Source organism: Pseudomonas sp. PA-5-4B (assembly GCF_021606215.1).
GTDB lineage: Bacteria > Pseudomonadota > Gammaproteobacteria > Pseudomonadales > Pseudomonadaceae > Aquipseudomonas > Aquipseudomonas edaphica.
The window spans coordinates 58092-78766 of sequence record NZ_WKDB01000020.1 but is presented as its reverse complement, the minus strand read 5'-3'; the positions used below and the strand labels follow the sequence as shown (position 1 = coordinate 78766).

At 60.5% G+C, this 20675-nt stretch carries 20 protein-coding genes and 1 riboswitch; of the genes, 8 read left to right on the top strand and 12 right to left on the bottom strand.

What is annotated here, in order from left to right; genetic code table 11:
- Positions 1–25 precede the first annotated feature (25 nt).
- Positions 26–577, top strand: a complete 552-nt coding sequence (locus GIW28_RS12350; RefSeq protein WP_099550355.1) for a cytochrome b — start codon at positions 26–28, stop codon at positions 575–577.
- Between the two features lie 32 nt (positions 578–609).
- Positions 610–1206, top strand: coding sequence for a YceI family protein (locus GIW28_RS12345; protein ID WP_026013867.1), 597 nt, complete (start codon positions 610–612; stop codon positions 1204–1206).
- Positions 1207–1267: 61 nt separating this feature from the next.
- Here the strand turns inward: GIW28_RS12345 and GIW28_RS12340 are convergent, their stop codons facing one another.
- Complete coding sequence (locus GIW28_RS12340) at positions 1268–2152, bottom strand: LysR substrate-binding domain-containing protein (protein ID WP_099550356.1); 885 nt, start codon at positions 2150–2152, stop codon at positions 1268–1270.
- Positions 2153–2279: 127 nt separating this feature from the next.
- Between GIW28_RS12340 and GIW28_RS12335 the strand changes: the two genes are divergently transcribed.
- Positions 2280–2654 carry a nuclear transport factor 2 family protein gene (locus GIW28_RS12335; RefSeq protein WP_056857726.1) on the top strand — a complete coding sequence of 125 codons (375 nt, stop codon included), beginning with the start codon at positions 2280–2282 and terminating at the stop codon, positions 2652–2654.
- 61 nt (positions 2655–2715) lie between these two features.
- On the opposite strand, the gene GIW28_RS12330 is transcribed toward GIW28_RS12335, so the two are convergent.
- The 4 genes from GIW28_RS12330 to ahcY form a co-directional block, all read right to left on the bottom strand.
- Complete coding sequence (locus GIW28_RS12330) at positions 2716–4608, bottom strand: DEAD/DEAH box helicase (RefSeq protein ID WP_017139415.1); 1893 nt, start codon at positions 4606–4608, stop codon at positions 2716–2718.
- Positions 4609–4829: 221 nt separating this feature from the next.
- On the bottom strand, positions 4830–5621 hold the full coding sequence (locus tag GIW28_RS12325; RefSeq protein WP_099550357.1) for a substrate-binding periplasmic protein: 792 nt from the start codon (positions 5619–5621) through the stop codon (positions 4830–4832).
- A gap of 129 nt (positions 5622–5750) precedes the next feature.
- The gene (gene metF, locus GIW28_RS12320) at positions 5751–6596 is read right to left on the bottom strand and encodes a methylenetetrahydrofolate reductase [NAD(P)H] (protein ID WP_017139413.1); all 846 of its coding nucleotides are present in this window, start codon (positions 6594–6596) and stop codon (positions 5751–5753) included.
- A 169-nt stretch (positions 6597–6765) separates the two neighbouring features.
- Positions 6766–8175 (bottom strand): adenosylhomocysteinase, encoded by a 1410-nt coding sequence (ahcY, locus tag GIW28_RS12315; protein WP_017139412.1) that lies wholly within the window; start codon positions 8173–8175, stop codon positions 6766–6768.
- Positions 8176–8196: 21 nt separating this feature from the next.
- Positions 8197–8302, bottom strand: a riboswitch (S-adenosyl-L-homocysteine riboswitch).
- A 198-nt stretch (positions 8303–8500) separates the two neighbouring features.
- Here ahcY and GIW28_RS12310 point away from each other — a divergent pair.
- The 3 genes from GIW28_RS12310 (at position 8501) to GIW28_RS12300 (ending at position 11799) form a co-directional block, all read left to right on the top strand.
- Positions 8501–8899, top strand: a complete 399-nt coding sequence (locus GIW28_RS12310; protein ID WP_017139410.1) for an acyl-CoA thioesterase — start codon at positions 8501–8503, stop codon at positions 8897–8899.
- 86 nt (positions 8900–8985) lie between these two features.
- On the top strand, positions 8986–9870 hold the full coding sequence (locus tag GIW28_RS12305; protein WP_017139409.1) for a formate/nitrite transporter family protein: 885 nt from the start codon (positions 8986–8988) through the stop codon (positions 9868–9870).
- A gap of 66 nt (positions 9871–9936) precedes the next feature.
- Positions 9937–11799 carry a DUF3857 domain-containing transglutaminase family protein gene (locus tag GIW28_RS12300; protein WP_236446075.1) on the top strand — a complete coding sequence of 621 codons (1863 nt, stop codon included), beginning with the start codon at positions 9937–9939 and terminating at the stop codon, positions 11797–11799.
- A 42-nt stretch (positions 11800–11841) separates the two neighbouring features.
- Here GIW28_RS12300 and GIW28_RS12295 read toward each other — a convergent pair whose 3' ends face one another.
- Positions 11842–13101, bottom strand: coding sequence for a cation:proton antiporter (locus GIW28_RS12295; protein ID WP_170036837.1), 1260 nt, complete (start codon positions 13099–13101; stop codon positions 11842–11844).
- Between the two features lie 192 nt (positions 13102–13293).
- Between GIW28_RS12295 and GIW28_RS12290 the strand changes: the two genes are divergently transcribed.
- Positions 13294–13680, top strand: coding sequence for an MAPEG family protein (locus tag GIW28_RS12290; protein WP_017139406.1), 387 nt, complete (start codon positions 13294–13296; stop codon positions 13678–13680).
- Between the two features lie 153 nt (positions 13681–13833).
- Here GIW28_RS12290 and mltA read toward each other — a convergent pair whose 3' ends face one another.
- Positions 13834–15021 carry a murein transglycosylase A gene (gene mltA, locus GIW28_RS12285; RefSeq protein ID WP_017139405.1) on the bottom strand — a complete coding sequence of 396 codons (1188 nt, stop codon included), beginning with the start codon at positions 15019–15021 and terminating at the stop codon, positions 13834–13836.
- A 129-nt stretch (positions 15022–15150) separates the two neighbouring features.
- Between mltA and GIW28_RS12280 the strand changes: the two genes are divergently transcribed.
- The gene (locus GIW28_RS12280) at positions 15151–15600 is read left to right on the top strand and encodes a c-type cytochrome (protein WP_017139404.1); all 450 of its coding nucleotides are present in this window, start codon (positions 15151–15153) and stop codon (positions 15598–15600) included.
- A 6-nt stretch (positions 15601–15606) separates the two neighbouring features.
- Here the strand turns inward: GIW28_RS12280 and GIW28_RS12275 are convergent, their stop codons facing one another.
- The 5 genes from GIW28_RS12275 to GIW28_RS12255 form a co-directional block, all read right to left on the bottom strand.
- Complete coding sequence (locus GIW28_RS12275; RefSeq protein ID WP_099550360.1) at positions 15607–16002, bottom strand: DUF1090 domain-containing protein; 396 nt, start codon at positions 16000–16002, stop codon at positions 15607–15609.
- A gap of 69 nt (positions 16003–16071) precedes the next feature.
- Positions 16072–17736, bottom strand: a complete 1665-nt coding sequence (gene ligB, locus GIW28_RS12270; protein ID WP_099550361.1) for an NAD-dependent DNA ligase LigB — start codon at positions 17734–17736, stop codon at positions 16072–16074.
- A gap of 95 nt (positions 17737–17831) precedes the next feature.
- A complete protein-coding gene (locus GIW28_RS12265) occupies positions 17832–18179 on the bottom strand; it encodes a hypothetical protein (RefSeq protein ID WP_169987539.1) in 348 nt (115 codons plus the stop codon).
- Between the two features lie 213 nt (positions 18180–18392).
- Positions 18393–19583 carry a methionine adenosyltransferase gene (metK, locus tag GIW28_RS12260; RefSeq protein ID WP_099550362.1) on the bottom strand — a complete coding sequence of 397 codons (1191 nt, stop codon included), beginning with the start codon at positions 19581–19583 and terminating at the stop codon, positions 18393–18395.
- 19 nt (positions 19584–19602) lie between these two features.
- Positions 19603–20598, bottom strand: coding sequence for an ArsR/SmtB family transcription factor (locus GIW28_RS12255; RefSeq protein WP_017139399.1), 996 nt, complete (start codon positions 20596–20598; stop codon positions 19603–19605).
- Between the last annotated feature and the right edge of the window lie 77 nt (positions 20599–20675).

Sequence of the window (20675 nt, the reverse complement as noted above, 5' to 3'; positions counted from 1 at the left end):
GCACAGTTCTTACGGGATTTGGGACATGCAGCTACGTAATTCATCGGCCCGTTATGGCTGGGTCAGCATTGTTTTGCACTGGGGCGTAGCCCTGGTGGTGTTCGGTTTGTTCGCGCTGGGCCTGTGGATGGTCGGCCTCGACTACTACAGCGCCTGGCGCAAAGACGCGCCCGACCTGCACAAGAGCATTGGCATCACGCTGTTCGCCATCATGCTGGTGCGTATCGTCTGGCGCATTGTCAGCCCGCCACCGCCACCTTTGGCCAGCTACAGCCGCTTGACGCGTATTGGCGCTGCGTTTGGCCACGCGTTCCTGTATCTCGGGCTGTTTGCCGTGATGATCGCCGGTTACCTGATTTCCACCGCAGACGGTGTCGGTATCCCGGTGTTTGGCCTGTTTGAGATTCCTGCCGTGGTTTCCGGGCTACCGGACCAGGCAGACAACGCCGGCTTGGTGCATTTGTACCTGGCCTGGGTGTTGGTGGTCTTCGCCGGTTTGCATGGCGTGGCCGCGTTTAAACACCACTTTATCGATCGTGATGCGACCCTGACACGAATGCTGGGACGCAAAGCCTGATGTTCAACCTCGACTCACAAGGAATAGAAAGCATGTTGAAAAAGACTCTCGCCGCTCTGGCAATCGGTTCCGCACTGCTGTCCGCAGGTTCGGCGATGGCCGCTGATTATGTTGTCGACAAGGAAGGCCAGCACGCCTTCGTTGACTTCAAGATCAGCCACTTGGGCTATAGCTTCATCACCGGTACTTTCAAGGATCTGGACGGCAAGTTCAGCTTTGACGCCGCCAAGCCTGAAGACAGCAAAATCGAGTTCAACGTCCGTACCGCCAGCGTGTTCACTAACCACGCCGAACGTGACAAGCACATTGCCAGCAAAGACTTCCTGGACGTTGGCAAGTTTGCCGATGCCAAGTTCGTCTCCACCAGTGTCAAAACCACCGGTAAAAATGCTGCAGGCCAAGTTACTGCCGACGTGACTGGCGACCTGACCTTTCATGGCGTGACCAAGCCGATCGTGGTCAAGGCCACTTTCCTGGGCGAAGGCAAGGATCCATGGGGCGGCTACCGTGCCGGTTTTGAAGGCACTACCAGCTTCAACCGTCAGGACTTCGGCAAGCAGATGGACCTGGGCCCAGCGTCCAACACTGTTGAGCTGTACGTGACTTTTGAAGGCGTAAAAGCGAAGTAATTATTTCGCTGTTTCAAACGCCAAGCGCCGACCTCAGGGTCGGCGTTTTGCTGTGCGCTGTTCAAAGGCTTTCTTGATACGTCGTCACTTGGCCCTTGAGCCAAGTGTGCAACAAGGTCAACTGCGCCGACGGTTTGCTGCCCGCAGGCCAGACTATGTAATAGCGTGAGGTGTGCGCCGGTTCAATGTCGGTGAGCCGGACCAGCTCCCCGCGTTGAATCAGTGCATGGGCAATCGAGCGGCGTGTCAGCGCGACGCCGTGCCCGAGCCGCACGGCTTCGAGCATCAACGTGGAATCGGTGAACTCCAGCGGCGCTTGCGGACGTTGCCCCTCGATACCTGCGGCGCCCAGCCAGATCGGCCAGCTCTCACTGGCGTGCAGCAATGGCTGCTCAAGGACGGCTTGCGCCGTGTCCGGCAGCACGCCGTGGTTGAAGTCGCGCGCGGCGACCACCAGCAATGAGTCACCCATCAGCGTTTCGCAATGCACATCCGGCCACTGGCCATGACCGAAGCGAATCGCGCAATCAAGCGGGCCTTGCTCGAAGCTGGCGAACTCCATGCTCGACTCCAGCCGCAAGTGCAGCTCGGGGTGAGCCGCCCTGAAATCATGCAGGCGCGGCAACAACCAATGCATGGCGTAGGAAGGCAGCACCGAAGCGGTCAGCTGTGGGTGCCTGGTTTTTGCCATCAGCTTTTCGGTGATCCCGGCGATTTCGCCCAGCCCCTGCCTGATCTGGTAGGCATACACGCGGCCTTCATCCGTCAGCATCAGCGTGCGCTTGTTGCGCATGACCAAAGCGAGGCCCAGGTACTCTTCAAGGGCGCGAATCTGATGGCTGACGGCACTGTGGGTCACGTGCAGTTCGAGGGCGGCCAGGTTCACTTTGCCCAGTCGGGCCAAGGCCTCGAAAGCACGCAGCGCGGCAAGGGGAGGCAGTTTCAAAGTGTGAATTCCTTTCACAGAAAAGCCTAATAATAGCCGCTATACGTGAAATGAGTGGGCTATCAATAATGGCGGCAAGTTATTTATTCAAATAACACCGTGTTGAAACTGTCGGGAGTTGTGCGCCATGATTGATGAGATTCAAGCGTTTCTGAACGATTACTTTAGTGTGTTGCAAACTCAGGATTTGAATACGTTCGATCAAGTCTTTCATCGTGGCTGCGTGTTATACAGCGCACAGAACTCGACCGTGGTCGTGCGGCCGTTCGATGAATACCGGACCATGGTTCAAGGCCGAAAGTCGCCGCAGGAAGGCGGTTTTCCGCAGCTTGATGAGGTATTGATGATTGACGTGATGTCGCCGGAAATGGCCATCGTCAAAGTGCGCTTGCGCTTGTTCAATAACGTGATGGTTGATTATTTGAACCTGATGAAAGTTGACGGTCGCTGGATGATCTTTGCCAAGCTTTTTCATAAGGCCGGTGAAGTGGCTGATCAATAAGCTAACGCCTGGATGCAAAAACGCCCCGATTAATCGGGGCGTTTTTGTTAGCGTCGAAAACTCAGCGGTTGCGGGTCAGCAGCGCTGGTTTTTCACCACGAGGGCGGCCTGGCAGTTGATCCAGCTGCTCAGGTGTCGGGAAGCGATCCGCTTTCGACTCCTTGTGGATGATCTTCGGCGCCGGACCACCGCGCGGGTTCTGCACGGCGGGTTCCGACAAGCGTGGCTGGTCGTCACGAGCCGGACGGCGGTTGTTGCTGCGCGAGTCTTCACGACGGGCCTGGCCGTCACGGGGGGCGCCATTACGCGGGCCGTTGCGCTTGGCAGGTGGCGTACCGGTGGTACCGCCGCTGCTGTTGCGCGGGCCATTTTGACGACCGCCCTGTGGCTGGCCGCCACGTGGAGCACCCGTGCCTGCGCCCGCACCTTGTGCCGGGGCACCAGGACGGCGGCCACGGCCCTGGGCCGGCTTGGCCTGAGGCACGTAGTCAACGCGGTTACCGAAGTTATCCACATCGTCGTCGAGGAACTCGTCCGGGGCGCGGTCGGCAGCGGCACGTGGCGGCTGGCTCGGCTGGCGCTGTTCGCGGGCCGGGGTGCCTTCACGGGGCTTCTGCTCACGGGCTGGGCGTTCGCCACGGCCGTTGGTGGGCGCTTTTTCCTTGCCGCCTTTGTCTTTGCCCTTGTCGCGACGGCCACCGCCACCACCGCCGCCGTTCGGGCCATCGCCCTTCGGACCGCGTGGGTTGCGTGGGTTACGCACGTCCGGACGCTCGCGCGCTTCAGGCTTTTCGGCCTCCACGGCGCTGGAGTCGAAGCCCATCAGGTCGCCGTCGGCGATTTTCTGCTTGGTCATGCGCTCGATGCTTTTCAGCAGCTTTTCTTCGTCCGGAGCGACCAGGGAAATGGCCTCGCCCGAACGACCGGCACGGCCGGTACGGCCGATACGGTGCACGTAATCTTCATCGACGTTCGGCAGCTCGAAGTTGACCACGTGTGGCAATTGGTCGATATCCAGGCCGCGCGCGGCGATATCGGTGGCGACCAGGATGCGCACAGTGCCGGCCTTGAAATCGGCCAGGGCTTTGGTGCGCGCGTTCTGGCTCTTGTTACCGTGGATGGCGACGGCGGTGAGGCCGTGCTTGTCCAGGTACTCGGCCAGGCGGTTGGCGCCGTGCTTGGTGCGGGTAAACACCAGCACCTGCTCCCACGCGCCGTGGGTGATCAGGTGCGCCAGCAGCGAACGCTTGTGGCTGGCTGCCAGGCGGAATACGCGTTGCTCGATACGCTCGACCGTGGTGTTCGGCGGCGTGACTTCGATGCGTTCCGGGTTGTGCAGCAGCTTGCCGGCCAGGGCGGTGATGTCTTGGGAGAACGTTGCCGAGAACAGCAGGTTCTGACGTTTGGCCGGCAGGCGGGCGAGGACCTTTTTCACGTCATGGACAAAGCCCATGTCGAGCATGCGGTCGGCTTCGTCCAGCACGAGGATTTCCACGTGGGACAAATCGACGCTGCCTTGGCCGCACAGGTCGAGCAAACGACCCGGGCAGGCTACCAGCACGTCAACACCACGGGACATGGCCTGAACCTGTGGGTTCATGCCGACGCCGCCGAAGATGCAGGCGCTGACGAACTTCAAGTCGCGGGCGTACAGCTTGAAGCTGTCGTGCACTTGGGCGGCGAGTTCGCGGGTTGGGGTCAGGACCAGTACGCGCGGTTGGCGCGGGCCGTGACGCTGGGATTTGTCCGGGTGACCGTTGGGGAACAACCGCTCCAGAATCGGGAGGGCGAAACCACCGGTTTTACCAGTACCTGTCTGCGCCGCAACCATCAGGTCGCGACCTTGCAACACGGCGGGAATGGCCCGCTGTTGCACCGGAGTAGGCTCGGTATAGCCCGCTGCCTCGATGGCGCGGACTAAAGCCTCGGAGAGACCGAGGGAAGCAAAGGACATGAGTAATCCTGTTTTAGTTAGGGCTTGGCCCAAAGGGATAATCTTGCCGGGCGTGAATGGCGCTTAGGGGAGCGCAACCCCGTCCGGTCCTGCTGCGTCTGGCGGGCACTCCACCGGCTCGCGCGGGCTGAAAGCTGCGCAGTAGCTGGGTTAGGTGCCTTTTTCAAGACCTCAGCGGCCGGGCGTGAGCCTGGCGGAAAGGCCGGAGTATAACAGAGCAATCACGGCGCGCCGCTTTCCTGCTGCTCAACGGTGTGTTCAGGGGCGGTATTGGCTTGGATTCCGCCATATTTGGCGCTTAAGGCTGCGTAGGCAGGCTCTTGCTTGAAGCGCTTGAGCTCGGCGGCGAAGCGTTGCACCAGCAGGTCCATGCCGGCGCCACGGCGCACGGCTAAAAATTGCGGCTGGCGGCTGACCACCAGCGGCGCCTGGCTGACCTTGCCTTCCAGGCCCATGGCCTTGATCACATGCTGGCCGACTCGACGGTCCGTAATCACCAGGTCAATGCGGCCCAGCGACAGTTTGCCGAAGTTGGCCTCATGGCTGGGCGCCGGCTCGCGGTCGAACAGGCTGGATTCGCTGAAGGCCTCGCCATACAGATAGCCTGGCGACGTGCCGACCGTCAGCCCGCGCAGGCCATCCAGGGTCTGGGCCGGATGAGGGCGGTCGTTGGCATAGAACAGCACGAACTCGACAGCCGACAACGGTTCGCTGGGGTAAAGCAGCAAAGCGTCGCGCTCATGGCTGTGGAAAATATCCAGTGCGCCATCGGCGTGGCCCTGGTCCAGCATGGCCAGGCAACGTTTCCAGGGCAGGAATTGCCACTCCACCTCCACCCCCAGGCGTTGGAACACGATCATCGTGGTTTCGTAATCCAGGCCGCGCATGCTGCCGTTGTCGTCGTACACATAAGGTGCCCAAGGCTCGGTGACAACGCGCAATTTCTCGCCGTAAGCGGTGAAGCTCAGGCAAGCAAAAAGCACAGCGGTCAACAGCTTGAGAATGACGGGCATCCCCTGAGGTTACGATGCTCCTGCGCTAAAGAGAAGCTCTGGCACACGCATTCGCGGGCAAGTTGATATGGCGCATTAAAAGCAAAAGGCCCTCGTATAAACGAGGGCCTTGGCATTACCAAACAAGCCTTAGCGTGGCAGCTTGAGGTTATTCCAGATGGCCAGGCTGGGTTCAGTCTGGTTCAGGGTGTAGAAGTGCAACCCTGGTGCGCCACCTTGCAGCAATTGTTCACACATCTGCGTGATCACCTGCTCGCCGAACGCCTGGATGCTCTTGACGTCATCGCCATAAGCTTCCAGTTGCTTGCGCACCCAGCGTGGGATTTCAGCACCGCAGGCGTCGGAGAAACGCGCCAGCTTGCTGTAGTTGGTGATCGGCATGATGCCCGGCACGATAGGGATATTCACACCCATGGCCCGTACACGCTCGACAAAGTAGAAGTAGCTGTCGGCGTTGAAGAAGTACTGGGTGATCGCGCTGTCGGCACCGGCATTGGCCTTGCGCACGAAGTTCTGCAAATCGTCTTCGAAATTACGCGCCTGTGGGTGCATCTCCGGGTAAGCCGCCACTTCGATATGGAAGTGATCGCCGCTTTCTTCACGGATGAAGCTCACCAGGTCATTGGCGTAGCGCAGCTCGCCGCTGGCCATGCCCATGCCGGACGGCAGGTCGCCACGCAGGGCGACGATGCGCTTGATGCCGGCTTGTTTGTATTGGGTCAGCAGGCTGCGCAGGTCGGCCTTGCTGTCGCCCACGCACGATAAGTGCGGAGCGGCGGGAACTTTGACTTCGCTTTCGAGCTGCAGCACGGTGTTGATCGTGCGGTCACGGGTCGAGCCGCCGGCGCCGTAGGTGCAGGAGAAGAAGTCGGGGTTGTAGCTGGCCAACTGCTTGGCAGTCGCCATCAGTTTTTCATGCCCAGCATCGGTCTTGGTCGGGAAAAACTCGAAGCTGTAGCGACGGTCTTGGGACATGGTCGTACCTATGGAAACTCAGAATACCGGTGTGGGAGCGGGCTTGCCCGCGATGCAGGCACCTCGGTTTTTCAGCAATACCGAGGCGATGCTATCGCAGCGGTGCGGCGATCCGACAAGCCAGCTCTCACAAAAGCCAGCTCCCCTATGGCAGCTGGCACTGGGCCGATCAGTAACGGTAAGCGTGCGGCTTGAACGGACCTTCGACGGTCACGCCGATGTAGTCGGCCTGGGTCTTGGTCAGTTGAGTCACCACGCCGCCGAAGCCGCGGACCATTTCCAGGGCCACTTCTTCGTCGAGTTTCTTCGGCAGTACTTCCACGGTCAGACGCTCGGCTTTCTGGGCCGGCGACAGGTCGGCGTACTTCTGGCCGAACAGGAAGATCTGCGCCAGGACCTGGTTGGCGAACGAGCCATCCATGATGCGGCTTGGGTGGCCGGTGGCGTTGCCCAGGTTAACCAGACGGCCTTCAGCCAGCAGGATCAGGTAGTCGTCATTCTGCGGGTCGAAATCGCCAGCGCCGGTACGGTGAACCTTGTGTACCTGCGGCTTCACTTCTTCCCATGCCCAGTTCTTGCGCATGAAAGCGGTGTCGATTTCGTTGTCGAAGTGGCCGATGTTGCAGACTACAGCGCGCTTCTTCAGGGCTTTGAGCATGTTTGCGTCGCAAACATTCACGTTACCGGTGGTGGTCACGATCAGGTCGATCTTGCCCAGCAGGGCTTTGTCGATGCTCGCTTCGGTGCCGTCGTTCTGGCCGTTGATGAACGGCGAAACCACTTCGAAACCGTCCATGCACGCTTGCATGGCGCAGATCGGGTCAACTTCGGAGACTTTAACGATCATGCCTTCCTGACGCAGAGACTGGGACGAACCCTTGCCCACGTCGCCGTAGCCGATTACCAGGGCTTGCTTGCCCGACAGCAGGTGGTCGGTGCCGCGCTTGATGGCATCGTTGAGGCTGTGACGGCAGCCGTACTTGTTGTCGTTCTTGCTCTTGGTCACCGAGTCGTTGACATTGATGGCCGGGATTTTCAGCTCGCCCTTGGCCAGCATGTCCAGCAGGCGGTGTACGCCAGTGGTGGTTTCTTCGGTCACACCGTGAACGCGGTCCAGAATCTGCGGGTACTTCTTGTGCAGCAGCTCGGTCAGGTCGCCGCCGTCGTCGAGGATCATGTTGGCATCCCATGGCGCGCCATCTTTGAGGATGGTTTGCTCCAGGCACCACTCGTACTCTTCTTCGGTCTCGCCTTTCCAGGCATAAACCGCGATACCGGCAGCAGCGATAGCAGCAGCGGCCTGGTCCTGAGTCGAGAAAATGTTGCAGGACGACCAACGTACTTCGGCGCCCAGGGCAACCAGGGTTTCGATCAGCACGGCAGTCTGAATGGTCATGTGGATGCAGCCGAGGATCTTCGCGCCTTTGAGCGGCTGCTCAGCGGCATACTTGCGGCGCAGGCCCATCAGGGCTGGCATTTCGGATTCGGCGATAAAGGTTTCGCGACGGCCCCAGGCAGCGAGGGACATGTCGGCGACTTTGTAGTCGGTAAAACCTGCAGGCGTGATTACAGCGCTCATGAAGAGCCTCCATTCGTAGTGTGCGAATGGGCGCCGTTGTGCGTTTAGTATCCAGCTGGCTAACCAGGCCGAACAACGCCCCATCCGAGCCTGACAGGTTGAACCTGCTGCAGCGCCCCTCGGACAGGTGGCGGGAGAACGGTATCAATCGAAGATGACCGTTTTGAAGCGGTGGCGATTATAGCCGTGTGCGCGGCACTTCCCAAGCCTTTCTGTCGGCCACATGCAGATCGTGCATGGGCATGATAGGCAATGGTGCATAGAGCTTGGGCGCGGGCTCTGCCATGATGTTGCCCATCATTCGGCAAGACGCTTTGGAGTGACCATGAACTTCCACACCCGCAAATGGGTAAAACCCGAAGACCTCAACCCCAACGGCACCCTGTTCGGCGGCAGCCTGCTGCGCTGGATCGACGAAGAAGCAGCGATCTACGCGATTGTTCAACTGGGCAACCAACGCGTGGTGACCAAGTACATCTCCGAAATCAACTTCGTCAGTGCCTCGCGCCAGGGTGACATCATCGAACTGGGCATCACCGCCACCGAGTTCGGCCGCACCTCGATCACCCTGACCTGTGAAGTGCGCAACAAGATCACCCGCAAAAGTATCCTCACCGTAGAGAAAATGGTGTTCGTCAACCTGGGCGAAGATGGTTTGCCGGCACCGCACGGGCGTACAGAAATCAGGTACGTCAAAGACCAGTTCAAAGACGAAACCGAGTAACTGCGAACCCAGCGGCGGCGGGCATTGAACGCTGGCGGCTGGCGACAGGTCGTACCTGAACAACACCCACCTGTTCAGGTACACCCATGGCGACTCAAGCAGACGGCAAAACCCCCAACCTGTCGCAGGAAGAGCAACAGGACGTCGACAACAACCAGCCGCCCCGCGCGGCGGTGCTGCACGAAATCATCCGCACCCAGGGCGATCAGGAACTGGAACGCAATGTGGCTGCGTTGTGGTGGTCGGCGTTGGCGGCCGGCCTGACCATGGGCCTGTCGCTGATGGGCATGGGGTTGCTCAACTCGCGCCTGCCGGATGGCGAAGCTTTCAAGGTGATCGCCAGCTTTGGCTATTGCGCAGGCTTTCTCGCGGTCATCCTCGCGCGCCAGCAACTGTTCACCGAAAACACCCTGACCGCCGTGCTGCCGGTGATGAGCAAGCCGACGCTGGCCAATGCCGGCCGCCTGTTGCGGTTGTGGACGGTGGTGCTGGTGGGCAACCTGTGCGGCACCTTGCTGGTGGCCTACGTGATGCTGCACCTGCCGATCTTCGACACCAAGACCGACATGGCCTTTCTCGAAATCGGCCGCAAGGTCATGGAAAACGACCCCGGCCAGATGTTCGCCAAGGGCATTATTTCCGGCTGGATGATCGCCACCATGGTGTGGATGATCCCGTCCATGGAAAGCGCGAAGATGTTCATCATCATCCTGATCACTTACCTGATGGCGCTGGGGGACTTCACCCACATCGTCGTCGGTTCGGCGGAAGTGTCGTACCTGGTGTTTGCCGGCGAACTGCCGTGGAAGGACTTCTGGCTGGTGTTCGCCGGGCCGACCCTGGCAGGCAATATCATCGGCGGCAGTTTTATTTTTGCGCTGATCAGCCATGCGCAGATTCGCAGTGAGAGCAGCTTGCCGGGCAAGCCCGCAGACCCGCGCCATCCCCAGCGGGTGAACAAGGACGAGTAAGCTGATTCGTCATAAATGAATGGCAAAGTCGCTGCGCGGTTTTCCATTCATGAAAGAAGGATCTTTATGCGGACTTTCCCTTTTTTGCGGGGGCGCAGTTGGTGCACGCTGGTATTGGCGGTGGGCGTTTTCGGCGTGGCACAGGCCAAGGATGATGCTGCGGATCGCTCCGTGACCATCGAAAAGCAAACTCAGCGCTACGTGATCAATGCCGACGGCAGCTATGTGGTGGATGCCGATAAGGTCGTGCTGATCAACGAAGAGCGGGCCATCAGGTCCAGTGCCCAGCAAGCGGTCAGTTACAACCGCTCATTGGATAGCCTGGAGATTATCGAGGCGTTCACGCTCAAGCCCGATGGGCGCAGGGTAATGGTCACCGCGCCACAGATCAGGGAACAACAGGAGCAGGCCTCGGCCAATGCTCCGATGTTTCAGGATTCGCGGGTCAAGGTGGTGATTTTTCCTGAGGTGGCAGTGGGTGATCGTCTGAGCTTGCGTTACAAGCGAATACGCCACACGGCGCTGTTTCCTGGCGAGTTTACCGACTTCTCCACGGCGAGCTTGAGCCCCACGCTGGATTACTCCCTGATCTACGACTTGCCGGCCGACAAGCCTTTGTACGCCGAGGCCCGGGGTTTCAAAGCCTCCACTTCGGCCGCAGCGGTTGGGCGTAAGGTGTACCGATGGGACTACGTGCCGGCCGACAAAACCCGGCCCGAACAAGGCGCGGTGGCCTACACCGACTATGGCCAACTCCTCGCTGTTTCGACCTTTGCAACCTACAAAGACCTGGCCAGGGCTTACGAGGCACGTGCCAAGGTTGAGGTCACACCGCAAATCACCGAATTGGCGCACGGGCTCACCGCCGACCAGCCAACGCCTCGAGCCAAGGCCCTGGTGCTCAGCGATTGGGTGCGCAAGAACATCCGTTATGTGGCGGTGTATATCGACGCCGGCGGCGTGGTGCCGCACCCGGCGCAATCGGTGCTGGACAACCGTTACGGCGACTGCAAGGACCATGTGGCCCTGCTGGAAGCCATGCTCAAGGCCGTTGGCATCGACAGCTCACCGGTGTTGATCAACGCCGGCAATGCCTATGTTTTGCCCAAGGTGGCGGCGTTACGCGTGCTCAACCATGCGATCACCTATGTGCCAAGCCTGGACCTCTACCTGGACTCCACCGCCAGTTTCATCGCTGCCGGTTACTTGCCACTGCAGGACTTGGACAAGCCGGTGTTGTTGACGCGTACTGGCGAGTTGGCACGTACCCCGGCCACTCAACCGAGCAAGCTATCGAGTGAGTTGGTGTTCAAGGTCGATGACAAGGGCGCGGCAGACTTTACGCAAACGTCCCTCGCCGAGGGTTGGCGTACCGAAGCGACGCGTTTTTGGATCAGGTCTCAGCAGCCGGCGGAGCGTGATCAGATGATCCAGAAAATGCTGCGCAGCTCAGGCCAGGCGGGCAACGGCACCCTGCAAACAGATGCGCTGGAAGGTACTGCGTCCGGCTTCAACACCACGTTGGCCGGGCGCACGGAAAACCTCGTCAACGTGCCTGGGCCGATCGGTGTACCGGCACTCAGTCGCCTGGGAAGCTATATTGCCCAGGATGTGCAGGTCCTGTCGGTAGAAAAGAAGCGGGTGCAGAACTTCACCTGCTTTGCCGGCGAGAGCGTTGAAAAGGCCCGCTTCGAGTTCCCCGCGTCGTTGACTATTCTGGCGCTGCCCAAGACCGTTTCGCTCAAGGGCGCGGATGTAACCTACGACGCCAGTTATGAGCGCAGCGGCAATACCGTGCTGGTTTCCCGCACGCTTGCCTTTAACCACCCCGAAGCGGTGTGCAGCCCTGAGTGGTTCAAGAGCATGCAGCCGATGATCGAGGCGATGTTCAATGACCTCAAGAGCCAGATCATCGTGCAGGCCCATTGATCGCAGGCGCCGGCGGCGAAATGAATCCGCCGCCGGCCTCAATCAGTGAGCCTCGGTTGGCGGTGCAGGCTCATCTTTGGTCACATGCTTGACCAGCTTGCCGATGCTCAAACCCTGCAACAGGATCGACGACAGCACCACGATGTAGGTGATGCTCAACAGCAAGTCGCGTTCCGGGCCAAGCGGCAGGGCCAGCGCCAGTGCTACCGAGACGCCACCGCGCAAACCACCCCAGGTGAGAATGCGGATAGTGCCGCGTGGCACCGTGCGCCAGCGGCGCAGCAACAGGATCGCCGGGGCCACGGTCAGCAGGCGTGAGGCCAGGATCGCCACGGCCAGCAAGCTGGCGGCCAGTACGTGCAGCCAGTTGAACGGCAACAGCAGCAGCTCCATGCCGATCAGTGCAAACAGCAGGGCGTTGAGCATGTCATCGAGCAACTCCCAGAAGCCGTCGAGGTAGCGGCGGGTCATGTCGTTCATGGCCAGCTTGCGCCCCAAGTTGCCGATGATCAGCCCGGCCACCACCATCGCAATCGGCGCCGAAACGTGCAGTTCGGTCGCCATTGCCGAGCCGCCGATCACCAGCGCCAGAGTCAGCATCACTTCGATCTGATGCTGCTCGATGCTCTTGATCATCAGGTACACCAGGTAGCCGATCAGCCCGCCGAACAGCACGCCGCCAATCGCTTCATGGGCGAATAGCATGGCCGTGGCGCCGACGGTCGGTGTTTCGCCCAGCTGTGCGATGCCCAGCAGTACGGTAAACACCACCACTGCGGTGCCGTCGTTGAACAGCGATTCGCCGACGATGGTGGTTTTCAGTGGTTTGGAGGCGTTGGCGGTTCGCAGCACGCCCAACACCGCAATCGGGTCGGTGGGCGAAATCAGTGCACCGAACAGCAGGCAGTAGAGGAAGCTGACGTGCCAGCCGAACAGGGCAAAGATGTAATACGCCAGGCTGCCGATGACCACGGTGGCGATCAATACGCCGAAGGTCGCCAGCAAGCCGATGGGCCAGCGATAGCTGCGCAGGTCGTTGAGGTTGACGTGCAAGGCGCCGGCGAACAGCAGGAATGACAGCATCCAGTTCATCAGCAAGTCGCCGAAGTCGATCTGGCCGATTAACTGCTGGATACGTTCTTCGAGGCCTGGGTAGCCGATAAGGCTCAGGCCTTGCAAAATCAGGGAGAACACCAGGGCCGTGACCATCACACCGATGGTGGGCGGCAGCCCGATAAATCGGTAGTTCACATAGGTGAGCAGGGTGGTAAGGCAAATAAAGGCGGCGACAAGTTCAAGCATCCGAGGTCCTTGGAAGTGAGGGAAGGTCGTTATTGCTGGGATGGACCGCAACAGCGGCGGGATGTTTCAAGGCACGGGCTAAAAGCGCGATAGAACCTTTCGGCGTGCTTCGGTTCATAGCCGGTGAGTGCGATTTTGCAGTGATAGTGCTAAAACTCTAATTTCTATTTAAAACAAAAAAAGGAATCCATCATGACGGCCGCTTTCTGGTGTGTGTTGATCGCAATATTCCTGCCTTACCTGTGCACGGGGGTGGCCAAGTTCAGCGGTGGCAAGTTCGGCCCGCGGCAGAACCACGACCCGCGTGCCTTCCTGGATACCGTCGAAGGCGTCGCCAAGCGCGCCCACAATGCCCAGCTCAACAGCTTTGAAGTGACGCCTGCGTTTGCAGCGGCGGTAATCATCGCGCACCTGGCCGGTACGGCGTCGCTGGTGACCATCAATGTGCTGGCGGTGCTGTTTATCACCAGTCGGCTGCTGTACATCATTTGCTACCTGGCCGACTGGGCGATGCTGCGTTCGCTGGTGTGGGCGGTGGGGATGGCGTTGATTGCGAGTTTCTTTTTTGTGTCGATCTAGAGGTTTGACGTAATCCCCTGTGGGAGCTGGCTTGTGTGGGAGCTGGCTTGCCTGCGATTCGGGCACCTCGGTATGTCAGTTACACCGCGGTGATGCTATCGCAGGCAAGCCAGCTCCCACACAAGCCCGCACACATGGGTTCTTCAGCGTTATTCAGGTGCCAGCTGGCGCATCCGGCACGTGGGGCAACGCCGCGCCCTTGGGCCACAGCATCCAGATCTGCCCCTGCTGCTTCATATTCCCCGCCAGCTCACCCGCCGCGTCACCGGTGCCCCAGAACAAGTCTGCGCGCACTTCGCCGGTGATCGCGCCGCCGGTGTCCTGCGCGGCGACGGGCCGTGCGATGGGCGAGCCATCGGGTTTGGTGGTCGACAGCCACAACAGGCTGCCCAGCGGAATCACCTTGCGGTCCACCGCCACGCTGTAACCCGCCGTCAGCGGCACATTCAGTGAGCCGCGCGGGCCTTCGTTGCTGTCCGGGCGGGCGCTGAAAAACACGTAGCTGGGGTTGCTCGCCAACAATTGCGGAATGCGCTGCGGGTTGGCCTTGGCCCAGGCGCTGATGGCGCCCATGGTCACGTCTTCTTTTTTCAGTTCGCCTTGCTCCACCAGCCAGCGGCCGATCGGGCGGTACGGGTAACCATTCTGGTCGCCATAGCCCACGCGCAATTGGCGCCCACCGGCCAGTTGAATACGCCCCGAGCCTTGAATCTGCAGGAATTGCAGGTCCATCGGGTTGGTCAGCCAGGCAATCGGCTTGGCAGTGGAGCCTTGGCCGTTGATGGTGCTGGCGTCGTCATACGGCTTGAGTACACGGCCCTCGAGGCGGCCGCGCAGGCGCTTGCCCTTGAGTTCCGGGTAGATGCTTTCCAGGTTGACGATGATCAGGTCGTCCGGCACGCCGTACACCGGCACATGGGCGGTGGCGGTTTCGGTCAGGCTGCCGGGGTAGACCGGCTCGTAGTAGCCGGTGATCAGGCCATTGGGTGTGTTGTCGGCCGAGCGCAGGCCGAACACATCCAGGCGCTCCTTGAGAAAACCGCGCACGGCTACGGCATCGCCCGGTACGGTGGCGGCGGCGGCACAGGTTGCGCCCCACACCGGATCAGCCTTGAGGCGCTGGCAGGCACTGCGCCAGGATTCAAACCCGGCCAGCAGGTCGCTGTCGGAAACCGCCGGCAGCGCTTCCCACGGTGCACTGACATAGGTGGCGACGGCATGGGGCTTGGCCGCTTCATCTTTTTTGCCGGTGTCTTTGCCGCCATCGCAACCGGCCAGCAGCGCAACCATCGGCAGAGCCCACACCATTCGGCGGCTCCAGCGTTTCAAGGTGACATTCATACACGTAATTCCTGAAGCGGTTGCCTGCGCCGCAGCGCATTCAGGCAACCCTTATTATTAATAGGGCTATTGGTCTTTGCGGGCGGGGCGAGGATACTGGCCGCCGTTTCCCGTGACCCTGAAGCCATCATGACTTTTAAAAAGCTGACCGTGGTATTGCTGGCCTGCCTGACCTTGTCCGCCTGCGGCGGTGTCGATCCTAATTCGCCGCTGGGCCAACGCAAGGCCATCTTCAAGCAGATGCTCAAGACCGGCGAAGACCTGGGCGGCATGCTGCGTGGGCGTATCCCGTTCGACGGCGCGAAGTTCGCCGAAGGCGCGGTCAAGCTCGATGCGTTGTCCCACGAACCGTGGAAGCATTTCCCGAGTGTGCGTGAGGAAGATCACACCAGCGCCAAGGATACTGTGTGGCAACAGCAGGCACGCTTCCAGGAGCTGGCCCGAAACCTTGAAACGGCTACCGGTGAATTGGTAATCGCAAGCCAGGTGCAGCCCTACAAGGCCAGCAACCTGGGGCCTGCGGTGCAGAAAGTCGAAGATGCCTGCACGGCCTGCCATAAACAGTTTCGCGACCACTGACCGGTTTTATTTGTCGAGTTCGTCGACAGCCTCCTGCAGTTCTTTGCGCGACTGAGCCAGCTTGTCTTTGCGTTTGTTGATCTTGTCGGCATCGCCTTTTTTCATCGCCTTGTCGAGGTCGGCCTGACGGCGGGTGACTTCGTGCTTGGCGTCGAGCACTTTGTTCTCGCGTTCTTTGCGCAAGGACGCATCGGTGCAGTGGGCGGTGACTTCGCTCAGGGCTTTTTCCAGGCCGGCTTGTTGTTCGCTGTTGCCATGGGTCTTGGCTTGTTCGATTTGTGCGCTGATGGCCTGGCGCTTGGCGGCGCAGCCGGTGAGTTCTGGCACTTCTTCGGCGGCCAGCAGCGGCATGTTCGCCAGGCTTACGGTGGCCAACAAGGCAAGTGGGGCTAGAAATTTCATGTGAGGCTCCAAGGTCGCAATCGGATGGCAGGGTGAATTCTGCCGGGAGTAAAAGTGGCCGGGTTGGGCTTAAAACCCGTCAATTCCAGCCACGCGTAATGTTTCAGCTAACGCTTGTACTTGCGGGTCGCGAAAAAAAGCGCTCAATTGCGCCGCGCGGCCCGGGCCAATGCCGTCGGTGGCCAGCCAGGCTTGCGTGTCTTTGGCGGCCAGGGCCTGCCAGCCACCCTCCAGATCGTTGCGCGCCGAAGGCGGTACGCCCAGGGCTTTTAGCCATTGTGCAAAGGGCCGTTGCCGCGCGCTTTGCAGGCTGTCGAGCACCCGGGCACGGCGGCGATCACCGAAGCCGTCAATGTTAGCAAGCTCTGCCGCATCCAGGGTTAACCAATCGAGAATGCCTGCGATTAGACCGGCCTGGATCAATGCGTTCCAGGTCTCGCGGCCCATATAAGGCAGGGCCAGTCCCTGGTTGCTGCTCAGCCAGGTCAGGCGCGCGAGCAATTGCTCTTCGCAGCCAGGGTCCAGTTGCCAACAACTCAAGGCGTGGAAGTTGCGCGCATCCGGTACTTGCACCGCCACCCTGGTCTCGTTGCGCAGGATCACTTGCTCCAACCGAGGAATCACTTGGCCGGCAAGGCTGATGGAGACCTGATCGCCGGGGCGGATATCCAGTGCATGCCAGTGTTTCAAGGAGCCGACGCTGACGCGGCGGATTTGCCGGTCGTCCAGTCGCACCGACTCCAGTTCCAGAATGGGCGTGATACGCCCCGTGCGGCCGATCTTGAACTGCACCTTGCGTACCAGCGCCAAAGCCCTGGTTATCGGGTATTTCCAGGCGACCGCCCAATACGGCGCGCTGACCTGCCAGCGCTTGGCAGGTGCGTGCCGGGCCTGGTGCAACACCACGCCATCGCTGGCAAAGGGCAGCGGATGGTTGTACCAGTACCTGCGCCAATGCGCGGCTTCAGTGAGGTTTTGCACGGGATGGCTGTAGCGGCGGCTATCGGTGAACCCCCAGCGCGCCAGGGTGGCCAGGCGCGTGCTGAAGTCTGTCGGGCCGTCGGGCCAGGCCCAGACGAATAGCCCGATCCTGGAGGCCTCGGCATCGCTTAACTGTCGGCGATTCATCAGCCCGGCCACTTTGCTGCGGGCACTGAGCCCGCCGTGTTCGGACTGCACATGATCGTCAAGACGCCAATAGAGTTCGCCTTGCAGCACCAGGTCGATGGGCTCTGGCAGTTGCTGGACAATGCCCTGGATCTTGCGCGCGGCGGCTGTCCAGTCCTGACCGAGCAGGCCGTCGCCACGGCTGATGAGCTGGCTCAGGCGGCCTTTGCGATACACCAGCGTCACCGCAACGCCGTCGACCTTGGGCTGGATCCAGACGTCCTGGCGTGTCTTGAGCCACTCACCCACGGCCCCTTCATCCACCAGCTTTTCCAGGCCGGTATGAGCGACTGGATGAGGCTGCGTACCGCGTGCACCTGCCAGCGGGTTATCAGCCGTCGACTGCGTTTGCGCAAAACAGGCCTGCCACCGCGCCAGGCGCTGTCGGGCCTGGTCGTACAGCTCGTCGCTGACCGGGGACTGACCGAGCCGGTGGTAACTGTCATCCCAGAGCTTGAGCTGTTCAGCCAGGGTGCCGACCTGTGAGCGTGCCTCTTCGGGGCAGTCTTCGGCCCAGGCTGGAAACGCCAGGGCGCTGAGTAGAAGGGCAATCAGTAAATGCATCATGAGCATCCTTGCTCGGAAGGGACGCTCAGCCTAAGTGATCCAGGCAGCCACAAAAAAGCCCCGGCAGTGCGGGGCTTTTTACCGGGTGTTACCAGTTACTTGAACAGGCCGCCCAACGCCTTCACGGCATCGTTCTTTTCCATCTTGGCTTCCTGTGTTTGTTGCTTGGCATCGACCTTGGCCTGGGATTCTGCCAGTTTGTTACAACCTTTGTTGAGCTGCTCCTGAGCCGCTTTAAACGCCTGGACGCTCAGCAGGTCGTTCTTGGCTTGCGCCGCATCGATCTTGGCTTGCAGGTCTTTGGCTTGCTGCTGACAGTCGCCGGTTTTGCCGCCTAGCTGAGTGCTCAAGGCGCCACCCAATGCACTCAGGTCGGCGGCATGGGCCGGCAGGGCAAACAGGCACAACAGCAGGGCGGCAGGAGCGAGCGTGGAAATGCGCATGAAAAACCTCAATGTTCGATTGCTTGCGCGCTGGTCTATCCCGGGCTGGCGCAAGGCAATATCCAAATAAGGTGAGAGGCCCGAGAGGGCGCGGATTCTAGAGGGCCATTATTTGGCCTGCAAGCATTGGATCCAAAAAATACGAAAGTCATCACGCAGACAATAAAAAGCCCCGTCGGGCGAACCCGGCGGGGCTTTTGGTGCAACGCGTGCTTACAGGCCGGCGGCAGTGCGCAGGTCGTTGGCGCGGTCGGTTTTTTCCCAGGTGAAGGTGGTGAAGGTGTCGTCGCCGACAGTCTTCTGCGCAGGGGTACGGCCGAAGTGGCCATAGGCTGCAGTGTCCTGGTACATCGGGTGCAGCAGGTCGAGCATGGTGGTGATTGCGTAAGGGCGCAGGTCGAAGATCTCACGCACCAGCTTGACGATCTTGTCATCGCTGATCTTGCCGGTGCCGAAGGTATTCAGCGAGATCGACGTAGGCTGGGCTACGCCGATCGCGTAGGAAACCTGGATTTCGCAACGCTCGGCCAGGCCGGCCGCGACGATGTTCTTGGCCACGTAACGACCGGCGTAGGCCGCCGAGCGGTCAACCTTGGAGGGGTCTTTACCCGAGAACGCACCACCGCCATGACGGGCCATGCCGCCGTAGCTGTCGACGATGATCTTGCGACCGGTCAGGCCGCAGTCACCCACTGGGCCGCCGATGATGAACTGGCCGGTCGGGTTGATGTGGAACTGAGTGTCTTTGGTCAGCAGTTCGGCAGGCAGCACGTGCTTGACGATCAGCTCCATCACGCCTTCACGCAGGTCGGCGTAGGATACGTCCGGGTTGTGTTGGGTCGACAGTACAACGGCGTCGATGCCCACCACTTTGCCGCCTTCGTAACGGCAGGTGACCTGGGACTTGGCGTCTGGACGCAGCCATGGCAGCACACCGGATTTACGTGCTTGCGCCTGGCGCTGTACCAGCTGGTGCGAGAAGGTGATTGGTGCCGGCATCAGCACGTCGGTTTCGTTGCTGGCGTAGCCGAACATCAGGCCCTGGTCGCCGGCGCCCTGATCTTCAGGCTTGGCGCGGTCCACACCCTGGTTGATGTCGGGGGACTGCTTGCCGATGATGTTCATCACGCCGCAGGTGGCGCCGTCGAAGCCGACGTCGGAGCTGTTGTAGCCAATGTCGGTGATCACGTCACGAACGATCTGCTCCAGGTCGACCCAGGCCGTGGTGGTGACTTCACCGGCGATGATCGCCACGCCCGTTTTCACCAGAGTCTCGCACGCCACACGGGCGAACTTGTCTTCAGCAATGATGGCGTCCAGCACCGCGTCAGAAATCTGGTCGGCGATTTTGTCCGGATGCCCTTCAGACACGGACTCGGAGGTGAAAAGGGAGTATTCGCTCATCTCGATGTTTTCCTGATATTTACCGATGGTGAGTGTCGCCAGTCGGTCGCTGAAAGTGGCGGACCTGGATCTGGAAACCATTACGTAAACCTACATAGAGGCTTTCCCCGGGAACGAGTCCCGCAGCGGTGGCCCAACGGGCCAGATCGTCCTGTTCAAAACCCAACCAGAGATCACCGCAGGCCTCCTTGGCCCAATTCTGGTTGTGGCTGCATAAATCTGTGACCAGCAGGCTGCCGCCCGGTTGCAGCAAATTCGCCATCTGCTTGAGGGCTTCGGCGGGGGCCGCAAAATGGTGCAAGACCATGTTCAGCACCACACAATCGGCCAGCAGGCTGGTGTCATTCAACGCGTCGGCCAACTGCAGGCTGACGTTGCCCAGCGCTTCGCGCTCGCACAGCTGGCGCGCCAGTTCAAGCATCGCCGGGCTGTTGTCGAGCGCGGTCACCTGCTTGAAGCGACGTGCCAGTTCCGGCAGGAAGCCACCGTCGCCGGGGCCAACTTCCAACGCCGTCGCCTCATCACTGAAGCTCAGCTTGTCCAACAGCGCCAGTACGCTTTCGCGGTATTGGGGCAAACCGGCGATCAAGTCCTGTTGGGCGCGAAACTTCTCGGCTACCCGTGAGAAAAAGTCCTGGCTGGCGGCGGCGCGTTGCCCGTGGACCTGGCTGATGCGCGACTGCACGTCGCTGGGCAGGCCCAAACTGTCTACCTCTTCGAGCAGGGCAGCGTGCAGCTTGCCGCCGAGCAGCTCGGTGTGGGGCAGGGCGCGGCGATAGAAAATCGCATTGCCTTCGCGGCGCGTAGCCACCAGCTCGGCCTGGGCCAGCACCTTGAGGTGGTGGCTCATGCCGGATTGGCCGATGGCGAAGATCTGCGCCAGCTCCAGCACCCCAAAAGAGTCGTTGGCCAGTGCGCGCAACACGTTCAGGCGCAACGGATCACCAGCGGCCTTGCATAAGGCAGCCAGCTCATCGCCGTCGTCGGGACGCAGGGAGGGCACGGGTAGGTTCATAAGGCCAGCAGTCTAGTGACGGGTGGAAATCCCCGCAAGGCCAATATCAAAAAGTTTTGATATTGGTCGATAATCGG